The 22,919-nt window shown below is 51.4% G+C and carries 20 protein-coding genes; 10 read left to right on the top strand and 10 right to left on the bottom strand.

Translation table 11 applies throughout. From position 1 onward, the window contains the following. Positions 1 to 12: 12 nt before the first annotated feature. Entirely contained in the window at positions 13 to 258 is a 246-nt protein-coding gene (locus WJM45_RS12280) for a BrnA antitoxin family protein (protein WP_341325390.1), read from the top strand. Between the two features lie 149 nt (positions 259 to 407). Here the strand turns inward: WJM45_RS12280 and WJM45_RS12275 are convergent, their stop codons facing one another. The 3 genes from WJM45_RS12275 to WJM45_RS12265 all read right to left on the bottom strand — a co-directional run bounded on the left by WJM45_RS12275 (position 408) and on the right by WJM45_RS12265 (position 4,482). Beyond that, positions 408 to 2,336: a DUF389 domain-containing protein gene (locus WJM45_RS12275; RefSeq protein WP_341325389.1), complete on the bottom strand. Its 1,929-nt coding sequence runs from the start codon at positions 2,334 to 2,336 to the stop codon at positions 408 to 410. A gap of 118 nt (positions 2,337 to 2,454) precedes the next feature. Next, positions 2,455 to 3,270 (bottom strand): mechanosensitive ion channel domain-containing protein, encoded by an 816-nt coding sequence (locus WJM45_RS12270; protein ID WP_341325388.1) that lies wholly within the window; start codon positions 3,268 to 3,270, stop codon positions 2,455 to 2,457. A gap of 9 nt (positions 3,271 to 3,279) precedes the next feature. Then, positions 3,280 to 4,482: a hypothetical protein gene (locus WJM45_RS12265; RefSeq protein ID WP_341325387.1), complete on the bottom strand. Its 1,203-nt coding sequence runs from the start codon at positions 4,480 to 4,482 to the stop codon at positions 3,280 to 3,282. A gap of 1,552 nt (positions 4,483 to 6,034) precedes the next feature. Here WJM45_RS12265 and WJM45_RS12260 point away from each other — a divergent pair. Both WJM45_RS12260 and WJM45_RS12255 read left to right on the top strand, forming a co-directional pair. After that, entirely contained in the window at positions 6,035 to 8,167 is a 2,133-nt protein-coding gene (locus WJM45_RS12260; RefSeq protein ID WP_341325386.1) for a VTT domain-containing protein, read from the top strand. Next, on the top strand, positions 8,164 to 8,856 hold the full coding sequence (locus WJM45_RS12255) for an endonuclease/exonuclease/phosphatase family protein (RefSeq protein ID WP_341325385.1): 693 nt from the start codon (positions 8,164 to 8,166) through the stop codon (positions 8,854 to 8,856). The genes WJM45_RS12260 and WJM45_RS12255 overlap by 4 nt, the downstream gene beginning before the upstream one ends. On the opposite strand, the gene WJM45_RS12250 is transcribed toward WJM45_RS12255, so the two are convergent. Beyond that, positions 8,853 to 9,101, bottom strand: coding sequence for a hypothetical protein (locus WJM45_RS12250; RefSeq protein ID WP_341325384.1), 249 nt, complete (start codon positions 9,099 to 9,101; stop codon positions 8,853 to 8,855). The genes WJM45_RS12255 and WJM45_RS12250 overlap by 4 nt on opposite strands. A gap of 58 nt (positions 9,102 to 9,159) precedes the next feature. Here WJM45_RS12250 and WJM45_RS12245 point away from each other — a divergent pair, with 58 nt between their 5' ends. The 7 genes from WJM45_RS12245 (at position 9,160) to WJM45_RS12215 (ending at position 12,890) form a co-directional block, all read left to right on the top strand. Further along, positions 9,160 to 10,413: an alpha-amylase family glycosyl hydrolase gene (locus WJM45_RS12245; protein ID WP_341325383.1), complete on the top strand. Its 1,254-nt coding sequence runs from the start codon at positions 9,160 to 9,162 to the stop codon at positions 10,411 to 10,413. A gap of 257 nt (positions 10,414 to 10,670) precedes the next feature. Then, positions 10,671 to 11,090, top strand: a complete 420-nt coding sequence (locus tag WJM45_RS12240; RefSeq protein ID WP_341325382.1) for an SDR family NAD(P)-dependent oxidoreductase — start codon at positions 10,671 to 10,673, stop codon at positions 11,088 to 11,090. Positions 11,091 to 11,207: 117 nt separating this feature from the next. Next, positions 11,208 to 11,480, top strand: coding sequence for a BrnT family toxin (locus WJM45_RS12235; protein WP_341325381.1), 273 nt, complete (start codon positions 11,208 to 11,210; stop codon positions 11,478 to 11,480). A 1-nt stretch (position 11,481) separates the two neighbouring features. Then, on the top strand, positions 11,482 to 11,766 hold the full coding sequence (locus tag WJM45_RS12230; protein ID WP_341325380.1) for a CopG family antitoxin: 285 nt from the start codon (positions 11,482 to 11,484) through the stop codon (positions 11,764 to 11,766). Between the two features lie 303 nt (positions 11,767 to 12,069). Further along, the gene (locus WJM45_RS12225) at positions 12,070 to 12,360 is read left to right on the top strand and encodes a nucleotidyltransferase family protein (protein ID WP_341325379.1); all 291 of its coding nucleotides are present in this window, start codon (positions 12,070 to 12,072) and stop codon (positions 12,358 to 12,360) included. Positions 12,361 to 12,388: 28 nt separating this feature from the next. Beyond that, the gene (locus tag WJM45_RS12220; RefSeq protein ID WP_341325378.1) at positions 12,389 to 12,565 is read left to right on the top strand and encodes a HepT-like ribonuclease domain-containing protein; all 177 of its coding nucleotides are present in this window, start codon (positions 12,389 to 12,391) and stop codon (positions 12,563 to 12,565) included. Positions 12,566 to 12,761: 196 nt separating this feature from the next. Then, on the top strand, positions 12,762 to 12,890 hold the full coding sequence (locus tag WJM45_RS12215; protein WP_341328940.1) for a HepT-like ribonuclease domain-containing protein: 129 nt from the start codon (positions 12,762 to 12,764) through the stop codon (positions 12,888 to 12,890). Between the two features lie 470 nt (positions 12,891 to 13,360). On the opposite strand, the gene WJM45_RS12210 is transcribed toward WJM45_RS12215, so the two are convergent. From WJM45_RS12210 to WJM45_RS12185, 6 genes are all read right to left on the bottom strand, one after another. Then, positions 13,361 to 14,329, bottom strand: coding sequence for an XdhC family protein (locus tag WJM45_RS12210; protein ID WP_341325377.1), 969 nt, complete (start codon positions 14,327 to 14,329; stop codon positions 13,361 to 13,363). Next, the gene (locus tag WJM45_RS12205; protein ID WP_341325376.1) at positions 14,322 to 14,804 is read right to left on the bottom strand and encodes a hypothetical protein; all 483 of its coding nucleotides are present in this window, start codon (positions 14,802 to 14,804) and stop codon (positions 14,322 to 14,324) included. Before WJM45_RS12205 ends, WJM45_RS12210 begins: the two co-directional genes overlap by 8 nt. Before the next feature lie 175 nt (positions 14,805 to 14,979). After that, positions 14,980 to 17,235 carry a molybdopterin cofactor-binding domain-containing protein gene (locus WJM45_RS12200; protein ID WP_341325375.1) on the bottom strand — a complete coding sequence of 752 codons (2,256 nt, stop codon included), beginning with the start codon at positions 17,233 to 17,235 and terminating at the stop codon, positions 14,980 to 14,982. Beyond that, complete coding sequence (locus WJM45_RS12195) at positions 17,222 to 18,631, bottom strand: FAD binding domain-containing protein (protein WP_341325374.1); 1,410 nt, start codon at positions 18,629 to 18,631, stop codon at positions 17,222 to 17,224. The genes WJM45_RS12200 and WJM45_RS12195 overlap by 14 nt, the downstream gene beginning before the upstream one ends. Continuing rightward, on the bottom strand, positions 18,631 to 20,289 hold the full coding sequence (ade, locus tag WJM45_RS12190) for an adenine deaminase (RefSeq protein WP_341325373.1): 1,659 nt from the start codon (positions 20,287 to 20,289) through the stop codon (positions 18,631 to 18,633). Before ade ends, WJM45_RS12195 begins: the two co-directional genes overlap by 1 nt. A gap of 21 nt (positions 20,290 to 20,310) precedes the next feature. Continuing rightward, the gene (locus WJM45_RS12185; protein WP_341325372.1) at positions 20,311 to 22,740 is read right to left on the bottom strand and encodes a mechanosensitive ion channel domain-containing protein; all 2,430 of its coding nucleotides are present in this window, start codon (positions 22,738 to 22,740) and stop codon (positions 20,311 to 20,313) included. Positions 22,741 to 22,919: the final 179 nt, after the last annotated feature.

The following is a 22,919-nucleotide window of genomic DNA, read 5'->3' as shown; positions in this document are numbered from 1 at the left end:
ATGGATCAAGTCATGTCTAAATCAGGCCGCGTCTTCGAACTGCCCAATGATGAGGAAGAAGGGCAAATCAATGCCGGTATTGATGCCGATTCCGATACCTACGAATTAACCGATGCCGAATTTTCCATGCTGAAGCCAATGGGGCGGCCGAAAAGCGATAGTCCGAAAATTCCGGTTAGCATTCGCCTCGATGCCGATATTGTCGATGCGCTTAAAGCCTCCGGCGACGGCTGGCAAACGCGCACAACGACGCGTTGAAAGAGTGGCTTAAGGATCGAGATAAAGGCGTTTCGGACGGCTTTCAAAAAACCGTCCGGCGGTGATGTATTTTTTGTGCTCAAGATTGTTGGTCTATGCCTTGTTCTCGGACTTGAGAACAAGGCAAATGAGCGGCTTGGTTTTTCCAGCTACTGCAAAATACTAAATGACGCATCCAATAAAACGGGGCGTTCGATTTGTTTACTGATGTAATCGCGGAGCGCGGCGACATCTTCCGATACCAGCGGGTCGGAACTATGCAGCTTTACCGATAAGCGCACTTTTTCGCTAATCGATACGACTTCGACATCGTCGACTTCTATCGTCTTATCGTTCACCTTATAGGTTTTTGCATTGATCGCGTTGGTAATACGGCTGTGTATCGCTGTGTTAGCGAAAGAATGATAGAGCGGAACGCTGACTAAGAAAAGTAGTAACAACGATAAGCCGAGTCCCCGGTTGACTCGAAACATCGTCGAATAACCTAAAAACAGAAAAGTAACCGCAGCGGCGAGCGCAATGCCGGCAAAGTTAGTCAAAAATAACAAGCCGGTGCCACTGATGATATTCCAGTCCCACCAGGCAATGCCAATGCCCATCGAACACAGCGGCGGAACTAAAGCGACCGCGATTGCGACGCCCGGCAGTGTTCTAAATAGGGTAGCCTTGGCGTGCGTATAGGCGGCCGCGCTGCCCGAGATAATTGCAACGCCTAGATCCAGCAGGCTCGGTTGCGAGCGGGCGCGGATTTCACCGGTTAATTGTTCGTAAGGAATTAAAAGCGCGGTGATGATCGACACGAACAAACCAAGGGCAACGCCAATGCCGAATACCGTCATGCCGCTTCTGAGTAATTTGCTGTCGTTGCGCAGAATACCCATCGATAGCGACACGATCGGACCCATAAGCGGCGCCAACACCATCGCGCCGACGACGACGGGGCTGCTGTTGAGATACAGGCCGAAGGTCGCCAGCATGCTGCTCAAGATCATCAGGCTAATATAAGGCCCGGATAGTTTGGCATTGTCGCGCAGCATCAAAAACAAATCCTTGAAATCGGACTCGACTGCGGTCGAGAAAAACGGCATTCTCTTTTTTAAACGGTTAATATGTGCCGCGCTATGTCTAAGCGGTTTGATTTTAGCCGTGTCTTTCGCGTCGTCATGAATGACTCTATGCGCGGCCTTGTAGCGTTCGCCGACATTGATCGCAATACCTTGAGGAATGGTCTTCAACGAAATACGATCAGCTTTGCGCTGCCGGCTGTCGATCGCATACGAAAGGGTGTTCGGACTCGATAATTCCAACGTGGCGCTCTTGATATAACCGACCGCTTTTGGTAGATGACTGACCGCGCGAAGCTTGCAATAAATCGCGATCATCAAGAAATTAAGAAACTCCATCACCGACGAAGGCGCCAAAAAAATGGCCGATAACTTGCCGTCTTGTGACGAAATGGATTCATTAATCAAGTTAGCGGCAAGCGTTTCGATATCGTTTTCTATAACCAACACGCCGGTAACGGCCGTTTCGATGCGCTGGCCTTTTTCAGTTGAGACTGATAGTTCGAAGGGTTTGAGTTTGGCCAGATTGGGAATACTGGCAATAAATTCGTTTACCTGCTCCCGTAGCGGTTTTTTTTCGTAGGCATGTTGGCGCATCGTGATGAAAGGCGCTTCACCGATCAAAACCGTCCAGATTACCGCTTCATCGTTACACAGCAGCAAATCCACAGGATAGGCTTTGGCGGGGTCGAGCGCGCGCGGGACCGCATCTTCGATTTGTTCGGCAATGTTGAAAAGTCGGCAGATAATCGACTTATCCTTAGCCGGCAGTAAGCCGACACTGAATCGATAACGATGGGCTTCGCGTAATAATTGGGACAATTCGCTGCTAGTTAGGAGGCTCACAACATGTAAACGGCCTCGCAAAAAGGCGGCAGGATCGTTCATAAACTCGTCGAGCAATACCGGTTCCAATTCTCCGCCGTAATGAATCGCGGCTTCCAAGGCGCTGCGGAGCCGAACCGAGTTTTCGGGCTGTTGATGAATCAATAAGGTTTTTTCCGTCGGCGTCATGATGCCTCCCAATTGTTATTATTTAAGTGTCCGGATGATTCTAACATGGAGAAAATAAATGACAGTCAATTCGTTTTTACGTTGTGCCAAACTAAAGGGTTCTGGCGGAACCTTTGAATCAATGGATATTTTTATTCTTCGGAAGCGCCGGTGCAACGGCAAAAATAATACCAAGGTTTTTTAAACCGGCCTTGGCTCTAATAGTCAGGTCGCTAATGAAACGAAACTGCTGGTAGGGTTCGATAGGATAGGCCCGGATTCGGTAATGCGTGCCCCAGGGCTGATCTTGAACGACCACGGCAATGGGTTGCTCGAGATTCAAATAAGGGCTGGTCAATGCGACATCGTGCAGTAATTGTTTGACTCGAACGGCATCATGATCCGGGTGTAAATAAAAATTGGCCACGCATTGCAGCATCGGTGTACCGTTGTTGGCGTTCAGAATCGGCTCGTTCCAAATTTTGGTATGAGGGATATAAGCGGCGGTATCGTCCGGCGTGACGATTTGTACGGCGCGCATGCCGATATGTTTGACTTCGCCGTAGATGTCGTTGATTTCGATCCAATCTCCGTTACGGTAGGGTCTCTCGCCGACCGCGACGATACCGGCAATTAGACCGCTGGCGTAATCCTTCAAGGCGAAACCCAGAACGATTCCGATAGAGCCCAACAACGCCAACATGTTTTGCATGGACGGTTCTATGATACGGGGTACGATCAATATAAATGCCGCCAGAATCAAAATCAGCCGCAGCAACGGAATCATCGCTAAAACGAAAAGCCGTGAAGCGCCGTGGAGATAATCGGCGATCCAGGGAAAAAGCTTTTGCATCGCCTGAATCACGAAAACGGTGCCCAAAATGACGAGTACTACGTGCTGTAAGGTTCCTAAATCGGGCTTGATGAAAATGTTGGCGATGTTATTGTTGTCCATTGTATTCTCCTAAAAATCGCTCAACAGAAAGTTTTGCGCGCTTAAGTAATGCCGGCTGCTGAGATAGCCCATTGGCGCGACGTGCCAGTTGCCATGCTGCAAATGAACGACGCCCAAGGACTTCAAATTGAATAATAAATCCATGATTTGATAGTCGGAAAAAGGTAAGACTCGGGTTAAGACCTTAGCCGGCAATCCGTTGTGTATCAGCAGGGCGTGTAGGATCAATGCGACGTTTTCATCATGAGAGCCGGGTATAACGGCACCTTCAGTGAAAGGACCGACCCAAACTGTGGTAGTTGGCGTCGAATCTTCAAGCGCTGCTTCCTCAGGCTCATTTCTCAAGCTATCGCGCCAAAAAAGTCTGGCGATTTCGGCATTGCCGCGGCAGCGCATGGCTAATTTGTTCAAGTCTTTGCTGACGTCTAAATTTCCTTCCTGAGAATCGGATAAAACGGTTTTGCCTGTATTGGCGTTTAGGAATTGCAAACCGATCGGTTGGGCGGAGCTTGCCAGTTGCGAGAATAGAGCGGAGAGTCGCTTGCCGTCGAATGCTTGCAGTGTCAATGCATTGCCGTTCGATAAGGAGCAGACCCGTCGCAGGTAGGTCCAAGACCAGTCGGCGCAGCCGATAATTCCGGGTCCTAAATCACCGTTTAAAGCCAAGGTTAAAAATCGCCGAATCAACGATAATCCTTCCGCATGACGCAGAAAACATTTGTCCAAATTCGGCAAAACCCAAAGACTTTGGGAGTCTGTCGGAACATTGGGCCAAGTCGAATCATTTTCGAGTATTTGTTCTATAGTGGGTTTGGTTATTAGACGAGCGTTATGCCGAGCGGTCCAACGGGCGAGAACTTCCTCATTAGCCGAAAAAGCTTGACCTATGATGAATTTAACCGGGGAGCCGTTCGGTCGAGTTTGCAACCAGTCTTCCAATACCCGATCGAGCGCATCGACGGCCGCATGCCGGTCGATTGGAGGGACGAGCTGGTCCAAGCGCGCCTCGGACAAAGTTTGTAAGGCATCTTCCGGTTTTATTGGCGTCGAGGACTCGTCGGCACGGGTAAAAAGGCGCTTGAATAAAAGCCATTTTTGTCGGGCCGCATCCGTGCTCAGAACGATAGGGCGTTCAAAATCGCTGATTGAAACGAATTTCCATAATTCAATGGTTTCAGACGCTTCATGATTTTCATTGGGCGGGCGATTCATGATGCTACTCCCTTTTGATTGAAAAACCGACTAAGAATAAAAGGTATGGGATGTGTCTATCGAGGACCGCCGTTCACCCAGCACCTAAATTATCTCAGATAGTTGACCATAGCCAATGGACTATGGAATTTAGGTGCTGGGTAAACCCATCCATGGGGGCTTGACGGCAGCAATCCCTGCTGCCGACATCCTCGCTAGCCACACCCCATACCTTCACAAAGTTAGCTAATTTTTGAGTATAAAAGGAGTAAGACCTGTTTTTTGTCATTGCAAATGGCTCTATTGGCGGTAGTAATTGAAAATACAAAATTCATTCAGAGCGCTTATATCCATCGGAGATCAAAATTCGGCGCCGGAGCTCTTTGTCAAGCGAGTTACCGAACCGTAATCATTCAGCCCCCTCCATTTAAAACAAGCTGGAACTTGGCCTCCCTCTCTGAAAAAGGGGGATTGAGGAGGATTTATTTAAATAATCTCCCCTAACCCTGAGGTATCCCCACAAAACGCTCGTTCCCATGCTCTGCGTGGGAATGCCGCTTTAGACGCTCTGCGTCGACTGCGGCGGGCAATTGGATTAAGAAACAGTCGAGAATGTATCGTTGCTCTTTTCGGGATTATCGACCCCTGGGGACGCAGAGCGTCCCGGGATGCATTCCCACGCAGAGCGTAGGAACGATGAAAAAATCAATATATCTATCAATTTTCAGCCATAGCAAATCGTTTTATTTGGCTATTTTGTGGGGATACCTCAGCCCCTAACCCTCTTTTTCAAAGAGGGTGACTGAATATTTACATCGAACCCGCTGCAAAGCTGATGGTTCCAGGAGATTATTTTTCACGAAATTCTTAATGTATGGCGATTTTAAATTGATTTTATCGTACGTTACGAAAAAAGCATTGAGTTACAGAGTATTAGAATTAGAGTAGCCTAAGATCTATAAAATTGCGTTAAATTGAAGAGTTGCGTATATTGCAAACAGGTTTCGGTAAATTTTTTACCCGGAGCCGTGACCCGAAAACTATTTTGTTCGATATTTTAATCAATAATTAAGGAGTCGGTCATGAGCGAAAAAGATGCGTATGTAGAAAAAATGAAAGCTAAACTCGACGAATGGAATGCCGAGATTGACAAGCTCCAGGCTAAGGCAAAGCAGGCCGAAGCCGATGCCGAGATTTAATACAAGGAAGAAATCAGCGATTTAAAAAAGAAGCGCGATGAAGCTTCTGCAAAACTCGAGGAGATCAAAGCAGCCAGTGAGAGTGCCTGGCAAGACCTCAAAGGCGGTTTGGAAAGCGCTTGGGATTCGATGAGTCAATCGTTTAAATCGGCTGCTTCAAAATTCAAATAAAAATTTCAAATCAATGTAGCTGATAATCCATGGTTACTAATAGGCCCAGCATTTTTTTTGCGCTCCCACAATGATTTCAACTACCTGTGGGAGCGCAGCCTTCTTCGCGGCATTCGAAGCCGTCTAGATTCCATAAAAAAGGGATTTTTCAAACGACGAAGCTTTCCATTGCTCGGTAATCGCTTCTTGAAGGAGCCGTGCGCATGAAAAATATTTTCCGGAGCGAAAACTCTTGGCGAATTGAGAAAGCGCATCGTGTCGCTTTGATCATAGACGGCGAAAATTACTTTCGGGCCTTGCACGAAGCATTGCAGAAAGCACGACGGTCAATCATGATCGTCGGTTGGGATTTGCATAGCGAATTGCGCTTGATTCGAAACGGTGAAATCGCCGAATGCCCCGAAGAGTTGGGAAAACTGCTCGATTTTTTGGCTAAACGGAATCCGGGACTGCAAATTTATGTGTTGAGTTGGGATTTTGCGATGATCTATGCGATGGAGCGCGAATTTTTTCCTCGCTACAAATTGCTATGGAGCACCCACAAGCAAGTTCGATTTTGCCTGGACGGGGAACATCCGGTTGGCGCGTCCCAGCATATGAAAATGGTCGTTATTGACGACGCCGTCGCCTTTGCGGGTGGTTTGGACTTGAGCAAATGGCGTTGGGATACCTCTAAGCATTTACCGGACGATAAACGCCGGGTCGACCCCGACGGCGAAGCTTATCCGCCGTTTCACGACATGCAGATGCTAGTCGACGGTCCGGCGGCGCAAGCACTCGGCGAATTGGCCAGCGAACGTTGGCAAAGAGCTTACGGTGAAGCGCCGTTGATCGACGAGCGAATCGAGATCGGCGATTCTTGGCCGGAAAGTGTTACAGCGGACTTCAACGATGTTGAGGTCGTGATTGCACGCACCTGGCCTAGACATCGCGACTACGCAGAAGTGCGCGAGGTCGAACGGCTCTATCTGGATACGATTGCCGCGGCGCGCAAATTCATCTATATCGAAAACCAGTATTTGAGCTCCTTTCGAATCGGCGAGGCATTGACGGCGCGTTTACAAGAAACGGACGGGCCCGAAGTGATCATCGTGCAGCCGAAAAAAACCGGCGGTTGGCTCGAACAGCACACCATGGACGTGTTGCGCGCTCGGATCTTGTTGAAATTACGCGAGGTCGACCGCCATCGGCGCCTGCAAGTGTATTATCCGAGAATTTCCGTCGATCCGGAGGTGGATTTGATGGTGCATGCGAAAGTGATGGTGATCGACGATTGTTTCGTTCGCGTCGGTTCGTCGAACCTGAGTAATCGCTCGCTCGGTTTCGATTCGGAATGCGATTTGGCGATCGCGGCGGAGGAAGGCTCTCCGGAATCGAAAGCGATATCGGCATTTCGTAATGGATTGCTGGCCGAACATCTCGACACGGAAATCGAACAGGTAGCGAAAGCGTATCATGAAACAGGAACATTGGCCGGCGCGATCGAATCGTTGAGCAAGGGCGCGCGTAGGCTCGTGCCGTTAGACGGCGAAATTCCCGATGAAGTCGATCAATGGGTGCCCGAGTCCGAATTATTGGATCCTGAGCAACCGATAGAGCCGGATGAATTGTTCCAATATCTTATTGGCCCGAAACAACAACTCCCCGTTTTCAAACATATGTTGAACAACGTCTTGTTGATCGCTATTTTTCTGGTGGTCGGGGCATTGTGGCGCTGGGCCGACTTGGGTGAATACTCGGTTTTCGATACGGTCGAAGCGGCCGCTTTGTGGGTGCAACAACAGCATTACACATTTCTTTTGATTCCATTTCTTTACATCGCGGGCGGCTTGTGTTTTTTTCCGGTTACAGTGCTACTAATAGCCACAGTGCTGTTATTCGGGCCCTGGCAAGGCTTCTTGTATGCACTGATCGGCGCCGAATTAAGCGCGGTGAGCTTATTCTTGATTGGACGAAGACTAGGTCGCGATAAAATGAGCCGATTGAGCGGCGATTTATTGAACAGTCTGACTCGGAAATTCTCCGAATCCGGGCTGAAATCGGTCATATTTTTTCGTATTTTTCCGGTGGCTTCGTTTTCAATCGTCAATTTGATCGCAGGGGTTTCCAAAATTCGCCTATACGACTTTGCGCTCGGAACGATGATCGGTTTGCTGCCTGCCGTGTCCGTCCTAGTTCTCTTGGCTTACGGTATTTCCGTGGCGATGCGCGATACGGGATCGAGTTATATCGTCGGATTATTGATCGCAATCGTTTTATTCGGCGCAGCTTTGTTCTTTTTTCTGGGGCATCTGCGAAAAAAATACGGCAAAGGGGCGAGCAGCGGGAGCGTATGAAGCTTAGAGTCGCGACTTACAATATTCACAGTTGCATCGGCCGGGACGGTGCCAGAAATACGACCCGCATCGCCCAAGTGCTGAAAGAAATCGATGCCGACTTGATCGCATTGCAGGAAGTGGAGACATTGATCGCTCATCCCGAGAGCGTGCTGGCGGAGCTCGAACAGGCCGCCGTGGCGAACGCGATCAGCGGATTTACGTATTTAGCGAAACACGGGCATTTCGGTAACGTCTTGCTGTCCCGCATTCCTATTCGCTCCGTGGACCATATCGATATCAGTGTGCCCGGCAGAGAACCGCGCGGCTTGATCGATGCAAAGTTGACGTTCGACAACACGAACCTGACGGTACTGGCAACTCATCTCGGTTTGTCCCCGGGAGAACGGCGCCGGCAAGTTCGAAGCGTGTTGTCGGCTTTGGCTAGCAGCACCGCCGATGTCAATATCGTGCTGGGCGACTTCAATGAATGGCTGCTTTGGGGACGTTCGATGCGCTGGTTGAAGCGCCGCTTCAATAAAATGCCGGCATTGGCGACATTTCCGGCTCATCGACCTCTGCTGAGTCTGGATAGAATTTGGGTCGATCCTGCGGAACGCATGATTTCGCTTGAGGTTCATGTTTCGGAATTGAGCAGAATTGCCTCCGATCATCTGCCGCTCGTGTCCGAGATCGAAGTAGGAACCTAAAAAGAGCAGTTGGCATGTGTTGGAGACCGTTCGTGCTGAGCAAAGTAAGCGCCATTCGGTCGCATGGCGTTACCATGAAACAGCCGCTGCTTGTCATCAATTTCCGACTTTTTTGCATTTTCGCAAGTGATTGATAACAAAGGTACAAAAAAGCTGTTTTTTGAGAGCCAAGTCGAAGCATGTAGGGATGCAATACTTTCACCAGCTTGGTGGTTAATGCCGATAGCCATGATGAGGTTTATCAAGGCTGATCGTCCTTCGATTTTCGTAGCGAAGAACCTACATAAAAAATAAGGCTATTTGATGCCGGCTATAAATTATCCATCGCTTTATCAAATCAATACACGGGTTCGGCATCGACGGTTTTGCCGCGACCGGGGACGGGCCGCCGGCATCGGCGACTGGCCGGATGACGAATGGCAAGGTATTGCCGAGCAAGGTTTCGATTGGGTTTGGCTGTTGGGCGTTTGGCAGGCCGGTCAGGCCGGAGCACAAGTTTCCCGGAGTCATGAACCGTGGCAGCAAGGCTTTCGGGCCAGTCTGGCCGACTTGTCCGAAGACGACATTTGCGGTTCCTGCTTCGCGGTAACCCGCTATCGAACGTTGGAGTGCCTTGGCGGAGATAAAGCCCTCGCTAGTGTACGCAAAAAGCTAAACGAGCGAGGGCTGAAGCTGATGCTCGATTTCGTGCCTAATCACACCGCATTGGACCATCCTTGGGTTCGGGAACATCCGGAATTTTATATTCAAGGCTCGAAAGAAGATATCGAGCGCGAACCGCAAAATTATATCGAATTGGAAAGCTCGCAGGGCAGGCAAGTCTTTGCTTACGGCCGCGATCCTTATTTCGACGGTTGGCCCGATACGCTGCAACTGGATTACGGCAATCCGAAAGTACAGGAGTCGATGATAGCCGAATTGCTTGCCGTTGCCGAACGCTGCGACGGAGTGCGCTGCGACATGGCGATGTTGGTTTTGCCGGACGTATTCGAGCGAACCTGGGGAAAACCGATTGAGCCGTTTTGGCCGAAGGCGATCGCGGAGGTGCGCGAGCGATTTCCGGATTTCATGCTGCTGGCAGAAGTCTATTGGGATCTCGAATGGACGCTGCAGCAACAAGGCTTCGATTACACCTACGACAAACGCCTTTACGACCGGCTCAGAGACAGGGCTTGCCGACCCGTGCGCGATCATTTGGTTGCGGGTCTCGATTTTCAAAATAAACTGGCGCGTTTTCTCGAAAACCACGACGAACCGCGCGCCGCGGAGATTTTTCCGCAAGATGTCCACGAAGCCGCCGCGATCGTCACTTTTCTCTCGCCCGGCTTGCGTTTTTTTCATGACGGACAACTGACCGGTAACCGGGTACACATTCCGATTCATCTATGCCGAGGACCCGAGGAGACCGCCGACAGACGCTTGAGCGAGTTTTACAGCGACTTGCTGCAGACCTTGCAAAGACCGGTGTTTAGAAGCGGCGAATGGGCATTGGCGGAATGTCGTCCGGTCGAAGGCGGCAACGAATCCTGGCAGGATTTCATTGTTTATCGATGGTGATCGACCGATGAAACGGCCTGGGTCGTCGTGAACTATGCTGCTCAGCCGAGCCAATGCCGTCTTGAATGGTCGCCAAACCAAGAGGGCCTCAATCAGCAGCAAGTCCTGTTGAGTTCGCGGCAGCAAAAACCGAGCGTTGAAATAAACGAGGAGGGCATGCGGCTCGATTTCCCGGCGTGGGGCTATCTTGTTTTTACGTTGCCGGACTGACGAGAGAAGTATGAATTCGTCGAACGATCGCCGGCATTGAGCCGCGCGTGTCGTCCACGATCGGCGAAGACGGCTTGTTGAAAGACGCCCGAACTTGGGCCGATTTGAGCGGGGCAACGCCGGACGGTATTTGTCTCGACGACGAAGGCACCATCTGGGGCGCCAGTCCCGGAACCGGCGAAGCGATTGCGGTTCAGGCCGATGTCAGCCAAGAGGATCAAGTGATGGCGATGTTTCAACGAGTCATCGGGACTTGGGGTAGTCTCGATATTTTGGTCAACAATGCCGGCATACAACTCGATGCGCCTTTTGTTGAGATGACCTTGAAACAATGGGAAACCGTGATGGCGGTCAACCTGACCGGGCGGTTTTTGTGCGCCAGTATGGAGAGTAGCGCAATCCGGGAAGCCCGGAGCCACGCCACTCCCGTATTCCGCTACGCTGCATACGGGCTACTGGGTAATTGAGTGGCTTGTATGCGGCCTTCAGGCCCAGAATGTCCTGGTCTTTGGTTGAAGAAACTTGCTAATCAGGTAACTTGTTAGCAAGATGACAATAAGTACATGCCCTGCTAGACTCATCTCATGAAGCAGATTAACTGGAATGCGGAAAAGAACCAGCAGCTGATGAGCGAGCGCGGAGTTTCCTTCGAAGATGTTTTGTTCGCTCTTCAATCCGGTGGTTTACTTGATGATGGACCTCATCCCAGCAAGGACAAGTACCCGAATCAGAGGTTGTTTGTGGTTCGAATTGATGATTATGCCTGGCTGGTACCGTATGTTGAGAATGATAAGGAATTGTTTCTCAAGACGATTATTCCCAGTCGCAAGGCTACCAAGAAATTTCTAGGGGATTAGTATGGCCAAGATTAAATTAGATCCAGAAGAGCAAGAGCTACTTGATGCATATGAGTCTGGGGACTTTAAGTCGGATCTAGATGCTGCTCGTCGGGAGTCTCTCACCCAGGCAGCGGAAGAAACATTCAAGAAAGATAAGCGGATCAATATCCGTATCTCCAGCCGTGATCTGGAGGCACTTCAGCGCCGAGCATTAGAAGAAGGACTTCCATATCAGTCTTTGGTGTCTAGTGTCCTGCACAAGTATGTCTCCGGCGGACTTAAGGACATCACTGGGAACAAGTAACAAGTCAGCCCAGCGGACGCGCTAACGCGCGCTGCTGTCTTCTGTATTATGCTTTTTAGGTGAGCCAAAATGTGCCTTTTAATACCTATGTCGTTTCACTTTACCGCAATGAAAGTTCCTATCAATCAAATACCCTAGACATTCAGTGTGTCATCGACAAAAACAAGCGCTACGCGTCAGCCCAAGAACAATGGCAGCGGGCCCTGACAGGCCTCACCTAATTTCCGCAATCCAACAACATGATTCGACGAGCAGGAATCGCGGAAGATCGGATTTGAAAATTGAGTCAATCGGATAAATGCTATGAATCGGCAGTGCGCATTGGCAATCTTAGAAAAATTAAAACCTATGTTGATGGAGCGTTACGGTGTGACGCGGCTGGCTTTGTTTGATTCTACCGTGCGCAATGAAGCGGGGCCGAATAGCGACGTCGATATTATCGTAGCCTTTGACGGGCCGGCGACCTCGGAAAAATATTTCGGTGTACAGTTTTTGTTGGAAGATGAACTGGGCGTACCGGTCGATTTAGTCACTGAAAAAGCGCTTAGAACCGAATTGCAGCCTTTTATAGAGCGGGAAGCCGTAAATATCTGAACGGGAATGGCGATTTTATTTGAAGGATATGCTGCATTTTGCCGAAAATGTTTTGGCTTATTGTGAAGGATTGGATCGACAGTCATTTGAAACCACCGGGCTAAACTATGATGCAACGCTTCGTAAGCTTGAATTGATCGGAGAGGCCGCAACTCATATCCCAAAAGAAGTCAGGGAAGCCGATCCGGTGGCTCCATGGCCATAAGTATCTACACAAGTTTTTATATAATAAATACAATTAGTTATAATCCGCTCTAGCACCCTCTCCTGTTGGAGAGGATTGCGGCGGTGAGAGTAAAAACAACCACTTATATCCCCCTCATCCCAACCTTCTCCCAACCTTCTCCCTCAAGGGAAAAGGAGCAAGTACTTGTGTAGATACCTATGCTCCATGGCGGTAAATCATCGCAACGCGCAACAGACTGATACACGGTTATTTGGGCATCGATAACGATACTCTATGGAGTATTATTCAAGATGATATTCCCGGCTTGATTATTGAATTGCGGCGGATAGTCAAAAACATCTGATCATTCCATTGTTTATTGGTTTTTTTGATCAGTCACTTTAAAAAACGAGGTAATTATTCACCCCCTATCGTTCCCCGCTCCCTCGCTCATCGTTATCCATAAGTCAAAAATTACCGTTTTGCAATCTTAGCTAATGAGGCCTCGATACCATTTCTTGTCGCCAAACGTTCCCGACTTCGAAATCGCGATCTGGGGATCGCTCCCACAGAGCATCCGCCCCTTTGTGGGAGCGACGCCTTCGTCGCGATTTCGAAGCCACTGATGTTCAATATCCGCAGATTTATCAAACAGCACCGTTTTCAAGTATACGATAACCTCTGTTTAGCAAGTTTACCGATATTTGTGTATAACGATGAGCGCTCCCGTGTGGGAATGAAGACCGAGACGCTCTAGCCTCTCGTACCGCTGGAGCGGTACTCAGGTGTTTCCACGCAGAGCGTGGGAACGATAACTTCCGGGGGACTGAATAGTTACAAACCGAGTGCGGAATTCGCACTATTGCTAATCTGTATCAATTCGGCCGCGATACTGACCGCGATCTCCTCGGGCGTATGGCTATGGATCGGCAAGCCGATGGGACCTCGAATGCGTTGAAGCTCATCGCAAGACAGCGTTTCGGCAAGCTTAGCCTTGAGTTGGACGATTTTTTTCCGGCTGCCCAATACGCCGAGATAGGCGACTTTTTTGCCGGCCAAGCGCTCGGCGATTTTCTGGTCGGCATAATGACTATGCGTCATGATCAAGACATAGATTTGGCTGCCTTCCGGTATCGCGGCGTCGATGTCAGAGTAGGGCAGTTTCAACTTTTGTCGCGCATACATATTGCGGGTTAGGGTGTCGAGGTTATCGCGTTCGTCGATCACGATGATATCGAAATCGAGCGTCGCCAGGGTCCTCGATAAAGCCAAACTGACATGACCCCCGCCGATAATATAAGCCTGTCTGGACCAACCGACGGATTCTCGATACAGCCAATCGTTGTCGCCCTGCCGGGTAAACCGGCACGACTCAGGCACGATTTGCGTGTGATCGAATGCGATGCCGGCCGGCGACAGTGTCAACACTCCTTTGGGATTGTTAGCCAAGCGCCGGAATAAAGCGGACTGATCTTGTTGGCAAGGATACAGCAAAACGGTTTGCTCGCCGCCGCAGATCATGCCGGACGCTTCGCCGTCTCTTGTTAAATGATGCTGCAAGCGTCTAAGCCTCGGCTCGAATATATGTTCTTGCAAGGCCGAACGGGCTTCTTTGAGCAAGGCGCTTTCAAGCGCACCGCCGCCGACCGTGCCGAAGCATTCGCCGTTTGCCGTCACGGCCATTTTCGCACCCGCCTTGCCGGGCGAGCTGCCATGACTTTCGACGACGATCATGAGCATGACGGAACGATGCCGTGTCAGCCGGTTCGCGAGCCATTGCCATAAAGATGCCGATTTAGCCAAAGAATGCCTCACTCATTGCGTAATAGACCGCCATCGTCGCCGAAAAAACCGCGCTGTAGAAAAAACGCCAGCGTAGCGGAATATAATTTTGAATCAGATAATTGGCCGCAAATGCCAGCGGCACGATGCGCAGAAATGACGCCAAACCGATGTTCAATAGTTGCCAGCCCAGTTCGGCAAAGCGGCCCGACACGCAATAGATCAATGCGATATGCCGTGCGATCCATAGCGGATTGAAAAACGCCTGAGCCAGCAAGGCGCGTAGAATACGGTTGCGAAGATCGCTTCCTCCGAAACGACGCGCCAGCCAACTGAAATAGGCAGGAATTTCGATCGCATACAACAAACCCCCAACCAGCATCATGCCGAGCAATCGCGGCCATTGGAATTCGCCGGTCAACAGCGCCGCCCCGCCATCGCCCGCCGCATAAATCAACGCGCCCGACATGCTGTTGCGCAGCGTCAACAGTGCCATTATCCCAAATCCGGCAGTTTAACCATGAAGCTCATGAAGGTCGTGAAGTCTTTCAAGAGTTTATATAAAAATTTGAACAACTTTTCAGAGAAGCAAAAATGTTTTGCAAAGGCATGGCAAGCCATTGAATTAACTTCGTGTTCTTCATGATCATGGTGAATTGCTTTTTCTAATATCATGACTCGGCGTACAAGGCCAGCAACACTTTTTCCGGCGTCATTGGCGCGCTGAACTCCGGTTCAAAGGCCGGATTGAAAGCCTGTATCGCCTTGAGCAGCGCGAAATACACGCCGACCCCATACATGAACGGCGGCTCGCCGATGGCTTTCGAATGCAGAATCGCGGCCGGATTGTCCTTGGCCAAAAATTCGACGTTGATTTCCGGTGCGAAATGAATATCGGGAATCTTATAGGCGGTCAGCGTATTGTTCAGTAAACGACCCTGGCTATCATGACGGATATCTTCGATCGTCATCCAGCCCAAGCCCTGCATCAGACCGCCCTCGACCTGGCCGAGATCGACCTCGGGCGCGAGACTCTTGCCGCCGTCATGCACGATAACGACTTCATCGATGCGATAAATCCCGCGCAAGCAATCGACCGTTACTTCAATGGCAGCGCAGCCGTAAACATGATAGGCGAAAGACCGGCCCTGTTCCTTGCTTCTGTCGAAATAGACTCCGGGCGTCGCATAATGCGCATGCGCCGACAACGCCGTCCGGGACAGATAGGCTGCGGAAATCAATTGATTCCAGCCGATTGCGGTCGGCTGGCCGTTGAAATACACGCGTTCTTGTTCGATGACGATTTTATCGGCTTCGGCCTCGATTTCGAGCAATCCGGCCGCGACTCGCTTCAAACCCTGCAGAATCTGCCGGCAAGCCAATATAGTCGCCTGACCATTGAGATCGGCGCCGACGCTGGCCGCGGTCGGCGACATATTCGCGATGCGCGAGGTATTCGTGCTTTCGACCTTGACGCGGTCACGTTCTATCGAAAAGGTCGACGCGACGATGTTTCCGATCTTTTGCTTGACGCCTTGGCCCATTTCGACCGCGCCGCAACTGACGCCGACCGAACCATCGGCATAAACATGCACCAGCGCGCCGGCCTGATTCAGAAAAGTCGCGGTAAACGAAATTCCGAAGCAGATCGGCATCAACGCCAAGGCTTTTTTCTCGAGTCGATGGCTCGCATTGAAGTCGTCGATATCCTGTTGCCGCAGAGACAACGAATGCTTTTCCTGCAAGCGTTCCCAACAGAGACCGGCCCGGCATTCTGTCGCCGGCATACCGTAAGGAAACGCTTGGCCTTCTTGCAATAAATTAATGCGCTGAATTTCGGCTGCATCGATTTGCAATGCCGCAGCGGCTTTGAAAATCGCCGCCTCCAGTACGAACATCGCCTGCGGCCCGCCGAAGCCTCGGAACGCGGTATTCGGCGGCAGATTGGTGCGGCAACTGACCGCGGTCGCGCGCAGGTTCGGAATGAAATAACTATTGGAGGCATGAAACAGCGTGCGCTCCAAGATCGCCAGCGAAAGATCGGCGAACGCACCGGCATTCTGGTAAAAACTGACCTGATAAGCCAAGATCTTCCCGCCGCGATCCAAGCCGATCTTGAAATCGGCATCGTAAGGGTGACGCTTGCCGGTCCAACGCATGTCGTCGCTTCGGCTCAATCGTATTTTTACCGGCCGTTGCAGACGGCAAGCCGCCAAAGCCGCGAGCGCGGCCCAGGTTGTCGCTTGTTCTTCCTTGCCGCCAAAACCGCCGCCGAGACGCAGCACGTCAACTTCGACCTGTGTCATCGCCAGATTTAGAACGCGCGCGATGACCCGCTGCACCATGCCCGGCGACTGCGTGGCCGAAACGACCTTCAATCCGCCGTTTTCCAGCGGACAGGCGATCGCGGTTTGAGTTTCCAGATAGACATGCTCTTGCGCGCCCGATTGCGTCTTGCCTTCGACGATGACATCGCATGTTTGCCAGGCTTGCTCGACATCGCCGAGTGAGAAGATGCGTGGCGGCGCTATGTGCAGACCTTGCCGTTGCGCCTCGCGGGCGTCGAACACGGAGGGCAGTTCGCGGTAGTCGACCTTGACGCGCGCAGCCGCATGCCGGGCTTCGCTTTCGGATTCGGCAACGATCACGGCGATCGGCTGGCCTCGATACATTACGGTTTGTTCAGCCAACAGCACCTCCTCGGCCTCGACATTGCCGATATTGTTGACGCCCGGTATATCGGCTGCGGTCACTATCGAGGCGATGCCGGAGCACGCCAAGGCCTCGCTGAAATCGATGCCGGCGATCAGGCCGTGCGCGATCGTCGACACGACCGGAAAGGCATGCAGCACACCGGCCGGCGGCGCGATATCGTCGACGAAAGTCGAGCGCCCTTGGGCGTGCAGTTCGAGATCATTGGCTTGCATGTAATTGCTCCCAGCGGATAGCTTCCGGAAATAACTTCATGAAATGCGCGAAGATCAACTGTCTTAAGAGCAAGCGTTTATATTCGGTTGAACCGCGCAGATCGGAAATCGGCGCGATTTCTTGCCGGGCGATTTCGACCGCGGCAGTTACGGTCTCCGGAGTTATCGGACGGCCTTGCAAATAGGCGCAGGCCTTCTCGAAATAAAACGGCACCGGCGCAACGCCGCCGGCCGATAAACGGGCTGTGACGATGCGCCCGTCGGCATGCTCAATGCCGAGTGCCGAATTGACGGCGGCGATATCGAGATACCGGCGCATGCCGACCTTCTCGTAACTGAAACTCTGTGCCGCGGCTCGATTAAAACGGATGGTTTGCAAGCGTTCGCCGCTCTGCAAATCGATTTGTTTATAGCCTCTAAAAAAATCCTTGAGCGAAACGGTGCGGCTTGCGTCATGCGAAACCAGCAGCAGACGGGTATTCAAGGCCAGAAAAAACACCGCCAGATCGGCAATCGGCGAGGCATTGACCAGATTGCCGCCGACCGTCGCGCGGGCCCGGACCGGCGCCGAGCAAATCAATTCAAAGTCTTGCGTGACCGACGGAAACAATTGCCGAAACAACTTAGAGGTTCGAAGTTGTTCTATCGTCGTCTCGGCGTCGACGATGCAGTCGTCACCGTCGACATGAACGCCGTCGGCGTTGCCGGGCAAGAACGCCAAGGGCTGGGCGTGCAGCGATTGCGGACGGGCCACCCATAAATCGGTGCCGCCGCCGACCAGTACCGCGTCCGGCGACGGCTCTCTCGCCTCGCATGGAATGATCGCCGATAGCTGCTCGGCAATGCCAGAAAAATAAGCCGGCAGGATTTGCCATTGCACCAAATCGTCGATCCTGCGTTCCGGCGGCGAACCGGATAGGTCGAATTGCCGGCAGAGCCGCGCTATCCCGCGTTTGATGCCGGCATAACCGGTGCAGCGGCATAGATTGCCGGCAAGCGCATCGATCCCGGCTTGTTCATCGGAAGTCTCGGCATTCAGAAAAAAACCGGTCAAGGCCAAAACCAGGCCGGGCGTGCAAAATCCGCATTGAATCGCGCCGCAATCGACCAAGGCGCGTTGAACCGGATTCAACAATTCGGCGTTCAGGCCTTCCACCGTTACGACATGACATGCGTCGATCGCGCCCAACGGCAACAAACAGGCATTGACGGCCTGATAGCGCAGGCGACCGCCGCGTATTTTTCCCAGCAGCACTTGGCAGGCGCCGCAATCGCCTTCCCGACAGACGTCCTTGGTGCCGGTCAGGCCCTGCCTCTGACGAATCAGGTCCAGAACGACCGTTGCCGGGTTTGCATGATACTCGATCAGTTGGCGATTTAGTACCAAGCGAGTCATCACGGCGTTACCGTCAGTGGAGTGAAGGAAAATGTCCGGCCGTCGAACAAACCTCGGTCGCTCAATTTCAATTCGGGAATAACCAGCAGGGCCATGAACGATAAAGTCATGAACGGTGCGCGCAGCGGCGAACCCAGTCGCTTGGCCGATGCGTCCAATTCGGCATAGCGCGCCGCGACGCTATCGCCGTCGGCATCGCTCATAAGGCCCGCGATAGGCAGCGGCAGTAATTCGACATGCTCCCGGTCCGCAACCGCAATGCCGCCTCGCGCCTCGATCACCGCATTGACTGCGCGGCAAACGGCATCGGCATCGGCGCCGACCGCGATGATGTTATGCGAATCGTGCGCGACGCTCGACGCCAGCGCCCCTCGTTGCAAGCCGAAGCCTTCGATAAAGGCCAGCGCCGGGCGGGCGGCTTCGTAACGATTGACGACGGTTAGTAATAGGCGGTCGGATTCGATGTCGGGCACGATCTTGTCATGCTCGATTTTAGGCGTGCGTAATAAAGCTTGCGTGAACAACTCTCCATCGAACGCTTTGATCACACGGATTTGCTCGCTGCTCGCCGGCACTTCGAGATCGGATGTGTCGATCGGTACGGCGGCGAAACGATTGACGGGTTTTGTTGCGTGATACGTCAACAGACTCTTGCCGTGCTCGGCGACTTTTTGGCCGGCAATCCAGGTGCAAAGTACGTTAAAGCCGGTCAGGTTTTCGACCAGTACGGCGTCCATGCGCTCGCCGACCCGCAGGCGACCGACCGGCAAATCATAATGGTCGACCGGATTCCAACAGGCACAGCGCAAGGCATCGAAAACGCTGTGACCGTGCGCGACGGCTCGTGCGACCAAGAAATTGATGTGGCCGGCAACCAAGTCGTCCGGATGCTTGTCGTCGCTGCAAAACATCACGCGCTCGGGAGCTTCGTCGATCAACGGATGCAATGCCTCGAAATTGCGAGCCGCCGAACCTTCCCTAATTAAGATATGCATGCCGACCGCGAGTTTTTCGCGGGCTTCATCGAGCGTGCTGCATTCATGATCGGTCGAAATGCCGGCTGCCGCATAGCGCTTGAGGTCTTCGCCGTTCAGGCCGGGCGCATGACCGTCGATCGGGCAGTCGAAACGCTTGGCCAAAACCAATTTATTCATGAGTTCGGCGTCCTCGTGCAAAACTCCCGGGTAATTCATCACTTCCGATAAATAACCCGCCTGACGGTTTTCGAAAAGCCGGGCCAGTTGTTCGCTATCGAGGCGCGCGCCGGACGTTTCGAACGGCGTCGCCGGCACGCATGAAGGTGCACCTAACAATATCGGCATCGGCGTCGATGCGGCGCTATCGCACATGAAGCGAATCCCGTCCAGTCCGAGCACATTGGCGATTTCATGCGGGTCGGAAACGGTAGCGACGGTGCCGTGCCGGCACGCGATCCGGGCAAATTCGGATGGCGTCAGCATTGAGCTTTCGATATGCACATGCGCATCGATAAAGCCCGGTAACAGATAAGGTTTGTCCGGGTCTTCATCGCCCAATTCGATGATCGAGGCGATCGTTTCGTTATCCCAACCGACTTCGGACAAGACAATCCGCCGTCCGAGTATTTGAACGACATTTGCGATGATGCTTCCTTGATTTAGACTTACTTTCTTGGCCAATGGGTTTTCCTGAGGGCTGGATTAACCAATTTCAGATAATTTAGGCTCCGAAACGGACTTATGATGCAAATACAGCGACTGAGTCGGATAAGCGAATTCGATGCCTTCCTGTTGAAATTGTTGGTAGATATCAAGGTTGATAGCCTGCTGTTTGTCCATATATAAGGCGTAGTCCGGGGTTAGCACATAATAGACGATTTCGAAGTCGAGCGAAAAATCGCCGTATTGTGCGAAATGCGCGCGATCGAAGCGCGTGTTTTCTTGCGCTTCGATGATAGCTTTGATCATGGCCGGAATGCGTTGCAGTTGTTCATAGGGGGTATCGTAAACCACGCGGATCTTGAAGACGACCCGCCGTTCTTGCATGCGCTTGTAGTTGCGGATGCGGGTATCGAGCAATTCGCCGTTGGCGCAAATGATCTGTTCGCCGGTCAGGCTGCGCAATCGAGTAGTTTTGATGCCGATATGTTCTATGGTGCCGAAATAATCGCCGAAATTGACGAAATCGCCGATGACGAAGGGTTTGTCGAGAACGATGGAAAGCGATGCGAATAAGTCGCTGAGGATGCGCTGTAGCGCCAAGGCGACCGCGATACCGCCGATACCGAGACCGGCAATCAGGGCGGTGATGTCGATGCCGAGGTTTTGCAGAATCAGCAATAATGCTACCGACCATAACACTATTTGGCTCGTGAAATTGAGGATGGCCAATGCGCCCATGCTGGCGCCGTCGCGCTTGGTTTTGCGCGACAGGATACGGAAAATCCAGGCTTTTATAAAACCGCTCATCCAAATCGCGATCTGTAGCGCGATAACGACTTTTGTAATTTTGGCGATCGTCGTGTCGGTAGCGGGGTCTAGCGTTAGCGATAATGATGCGAAAAAGACAGCGATGACTAGAAAGAATATGAGATTGGCGCGTTTGACGGTGCTTAGAATTTCATTCGCTTGGGAAAAATGTTGGCGTTCGGCGGCATGCTTTAAACCACGGATCAGGAACCAACGCAAAACGAATAATAAAATGAAGGTGATCGACGCGATGGCGAAGGCATAAAGCCAATCCCATAGCGAATTATGATTGATCTCCATGTTGATTAAACTTTTGATCCGGTCGCGAAGGTTGTATTGCGAGGTTCTGGCATTAATATCGTCGATCAAGTATTGATGAAGCCGGCGGCTTTCATCCATTGCACCGTTTAAATCGTTCAATGTGTCGATAATGCTTTGTATGTGTTCGCTTTGACGGGATTGCCAAATGGACTTGTCCGGTGTCGATTTGCTGCCGACCGCATTCAGTCGGCTTTGCCAGTCGCTGAGCCAAAGCTTGATAGTGGCTTGTTCTTGTTCGATTTGTGTGATGGCTGAGTTGGCCTGCGATCGCCAGTTCGGTAATTCCTGTAGTTCGACCGATTCGTTGAATACTGCATGGCGCTTTTGCCATAATTCCTTTTTTTCCGAAAGCAATTTTAGTTCGCGTTGCGCAGCATCGGTTTTCGATTTAAGGGCTTCTAACTCCAGGCGGCGCGCTTCTGTTTCTTCAATGGCTTGTATATCTTCGAAAGAAGCCGCTTCCAGTCGCTTCCTAGCTTGATCCAATAGGCTTTGCGCCTTTGCTTGCTGATCGTTGAGTCGAGATAAATCGCGGTTCAGTTCGAATTCATGTTTGCGGATGCTCTCGTTTTTTTGGGTTAATTCCGCACTGTCGAAGCGCGCGTGTTGCTGTAAATAGTCGACTTGACGACGTAATAGCTCAAGATGGGTATCATAGACTGAAAACGTTTTTTCTTCGTTTTTCAGTTCCAGTTCGCGAAGCGTTTGTTGTTGTTCGGCGAGATCATGTTCGAATTCCGTCGCTTTCAGCAGCAAGGGCTCGATTGCTCCATTTTGACTTTGAAATTGAGTCAGTTTGTCTTGTGTTTGTTTAAATGCCAGTTGCGCTTGCACCAAGCCTTCTTTTGCCAAATCGACTTTGGCGCGAACTACTTTAACCCGGGCCGATTCTATGGCGAGTTGCTCTCGTGCGCGATCCAAATCCAAAACTGAAACGGGTTTTTCAGGCTTAGGATCTTTTTCTAGTCGGGAAATTTCTTGTAAGTCGGCGGCTTTTTGAGCATCTAGTTCCTGAGTTCGATTGAGTTCGATGATTTGTGCGGTAAAGGTTGCCGCTGTTTGCTCCAGCAGTGCGAGTTGCTTTTGTAATAGTTCGGCATCTTGGCCCGATGCTTTTTGCAAACGCCGCTTGATTTCAGTTCTTTCATTTTCCAGGGCTTTACGACGTTCCGTAATGGCTTCGATGGTTTGGTCGAGCGTGACGGATTCGGTGCTAGTCTCGGGTTCCGTTGCTTGTTGTGCGTCTTGAGACCAGGCTAAATTAAACGGTGTCATCAAGTAAAATAGCAATAGCCAGAGACTTGGATTTCGGGTCAATGAAATTGCTTCGTTGATGTTCATGTTAATTCCTCGTGTTGAGAGTAGGTCGTTTTCGTAGCGTACTCGGTCATAAGTCTTGTTTATCGAAATGCCGCGGCATTGCAATCGTCCCGGTTGTCAGCAATCTAAATGTGCAAATAGGTGAAGGTGGAAACTTAGATTAACCGAGTTGACGCTAATTTTTATTGGTGCCTGCGTCC

The organism is Methylotuvimicrobium sp. KM2, from assembly GCF_038051925.1.
GTDB lineage: Bacteria > Pseudomonadota > Gammaproteobacteria > Methylococcales > Methylomonadaceae > Methylotuvimicrobium.
The sequence above is the reverse complement of the archived record's forward strand: the minus strand, read 5'-3'. Positions and strand labels throughout refer to the sequence as shown.

Excerpts from the sequence above, each read along its gene's own strand:
- WJM45_RS12280 (WP_341325390.1), top strand. The coding sequence starts at position 13 with ATGTCTAAATCAGGCCGCGTCTTCGAACTGCCCAATGATGAGGAAGAA.
- WJM45_RS12275 (WP_341325389.1), bottom strand. The coding sequence starts at position 2,336 with ATGACGCCGACGGAAAAAACCTTATTGATTCATCAACAGCCCGAAAAC.
- WJM45_RS12270 (WP_341325388.1), bottom strand. The coding sequence starts at position 3,270 with ATGGACAACAATAACATCGCCAACATTTTCATCAAGCCCGATTTAGGA.
- WJM45_RS12265 (WP_341325387.1), bottom strand. The coding sequence starts at position 4,482 with ATGAATCGCCCGCCCAATGAAAATCATGAAGCGTCTGAAACCATTGAA.
- WJM45_RS12260 (WP_341325386.1), top strand. The coding sequence starts at position 6,035 with ATGAAAAATATTTTCCGGAGCGAAAACTCTTGGCGAATTGAGAAAGCG.
- WJM45_RS12255 (WP_341325385.1), top strand. The coding sequence starts at position 8,164 with ATGAAGCTTAGAGTCGCGACTTACAATATTCACAGTTGCATCGGCCGG.
- WJM45_RS12245 (WP_341325383.1), top strand. The coding sequence starts at position 9,160 with ATGCCGGCTATAAATTATCCATCGCTTTATCAAATCAATACACGGGTT.
- WJM45_RS12235 (WP_341325381.1), top strand. The coding sequence starts at position 11,208 with ATGAAGCAGATTAACTGGAATGCGGAAAAGAACCAGCAGCTGATGAGC.
- WJM45_RS12230 (WP_341325380.1), top strand. The coding sequence starts at position 11,482 with ATGGCCAAGATTAAATTAGATCCAGAAGAGCAAGAGCTACTTGATGCA.
- WJM45_RS12225 (WP_341325379.1), top strand. The coding sequence starts at position 12,070 with ATGAATCGGCAGTGCGCATTGGCAATCTTAGAAAAATTAAAACCTATG.
- WJM45_RS12220 (WP_341325378.1), top strand. The coding sequence starts at position 12,389 with ATGCTGCATTTTGCCGAAAATGTTTTGGCTTATTGTGAAGGATTGGAT.
- WJM45_RS12205 (WP_341325376.1), bottom strand. The coding sequence starts at position 14,804 with ATGGCACTGTTGACGCTGCGCAACAGCATGTCGGGCGCGTTGATTTAT.
- WJM45_RS12200 (WP_341325375.1), bottom strand. The coding sequence starts at position 17,235 with ATGCAAGCCAATGATCTCGAACTGCACGCCCAAGGGCGCTCGACTTTC.
- WJM45_RS12195 (WP_341325374.1), bottom strand. The coding sequence starts at position 18,631 with ATGACTCGCTTGGTACTAAATCGCCAACTGATCGAGTATCATGCAAAC.
- WJM45_RS12185 (WP_341325372.1), bottom strand. The coding sequence starts at position 22,740 with ATGAACATCAACGAAGCAATTTCATTGACCCGAAATCCAAGTCTCTGG.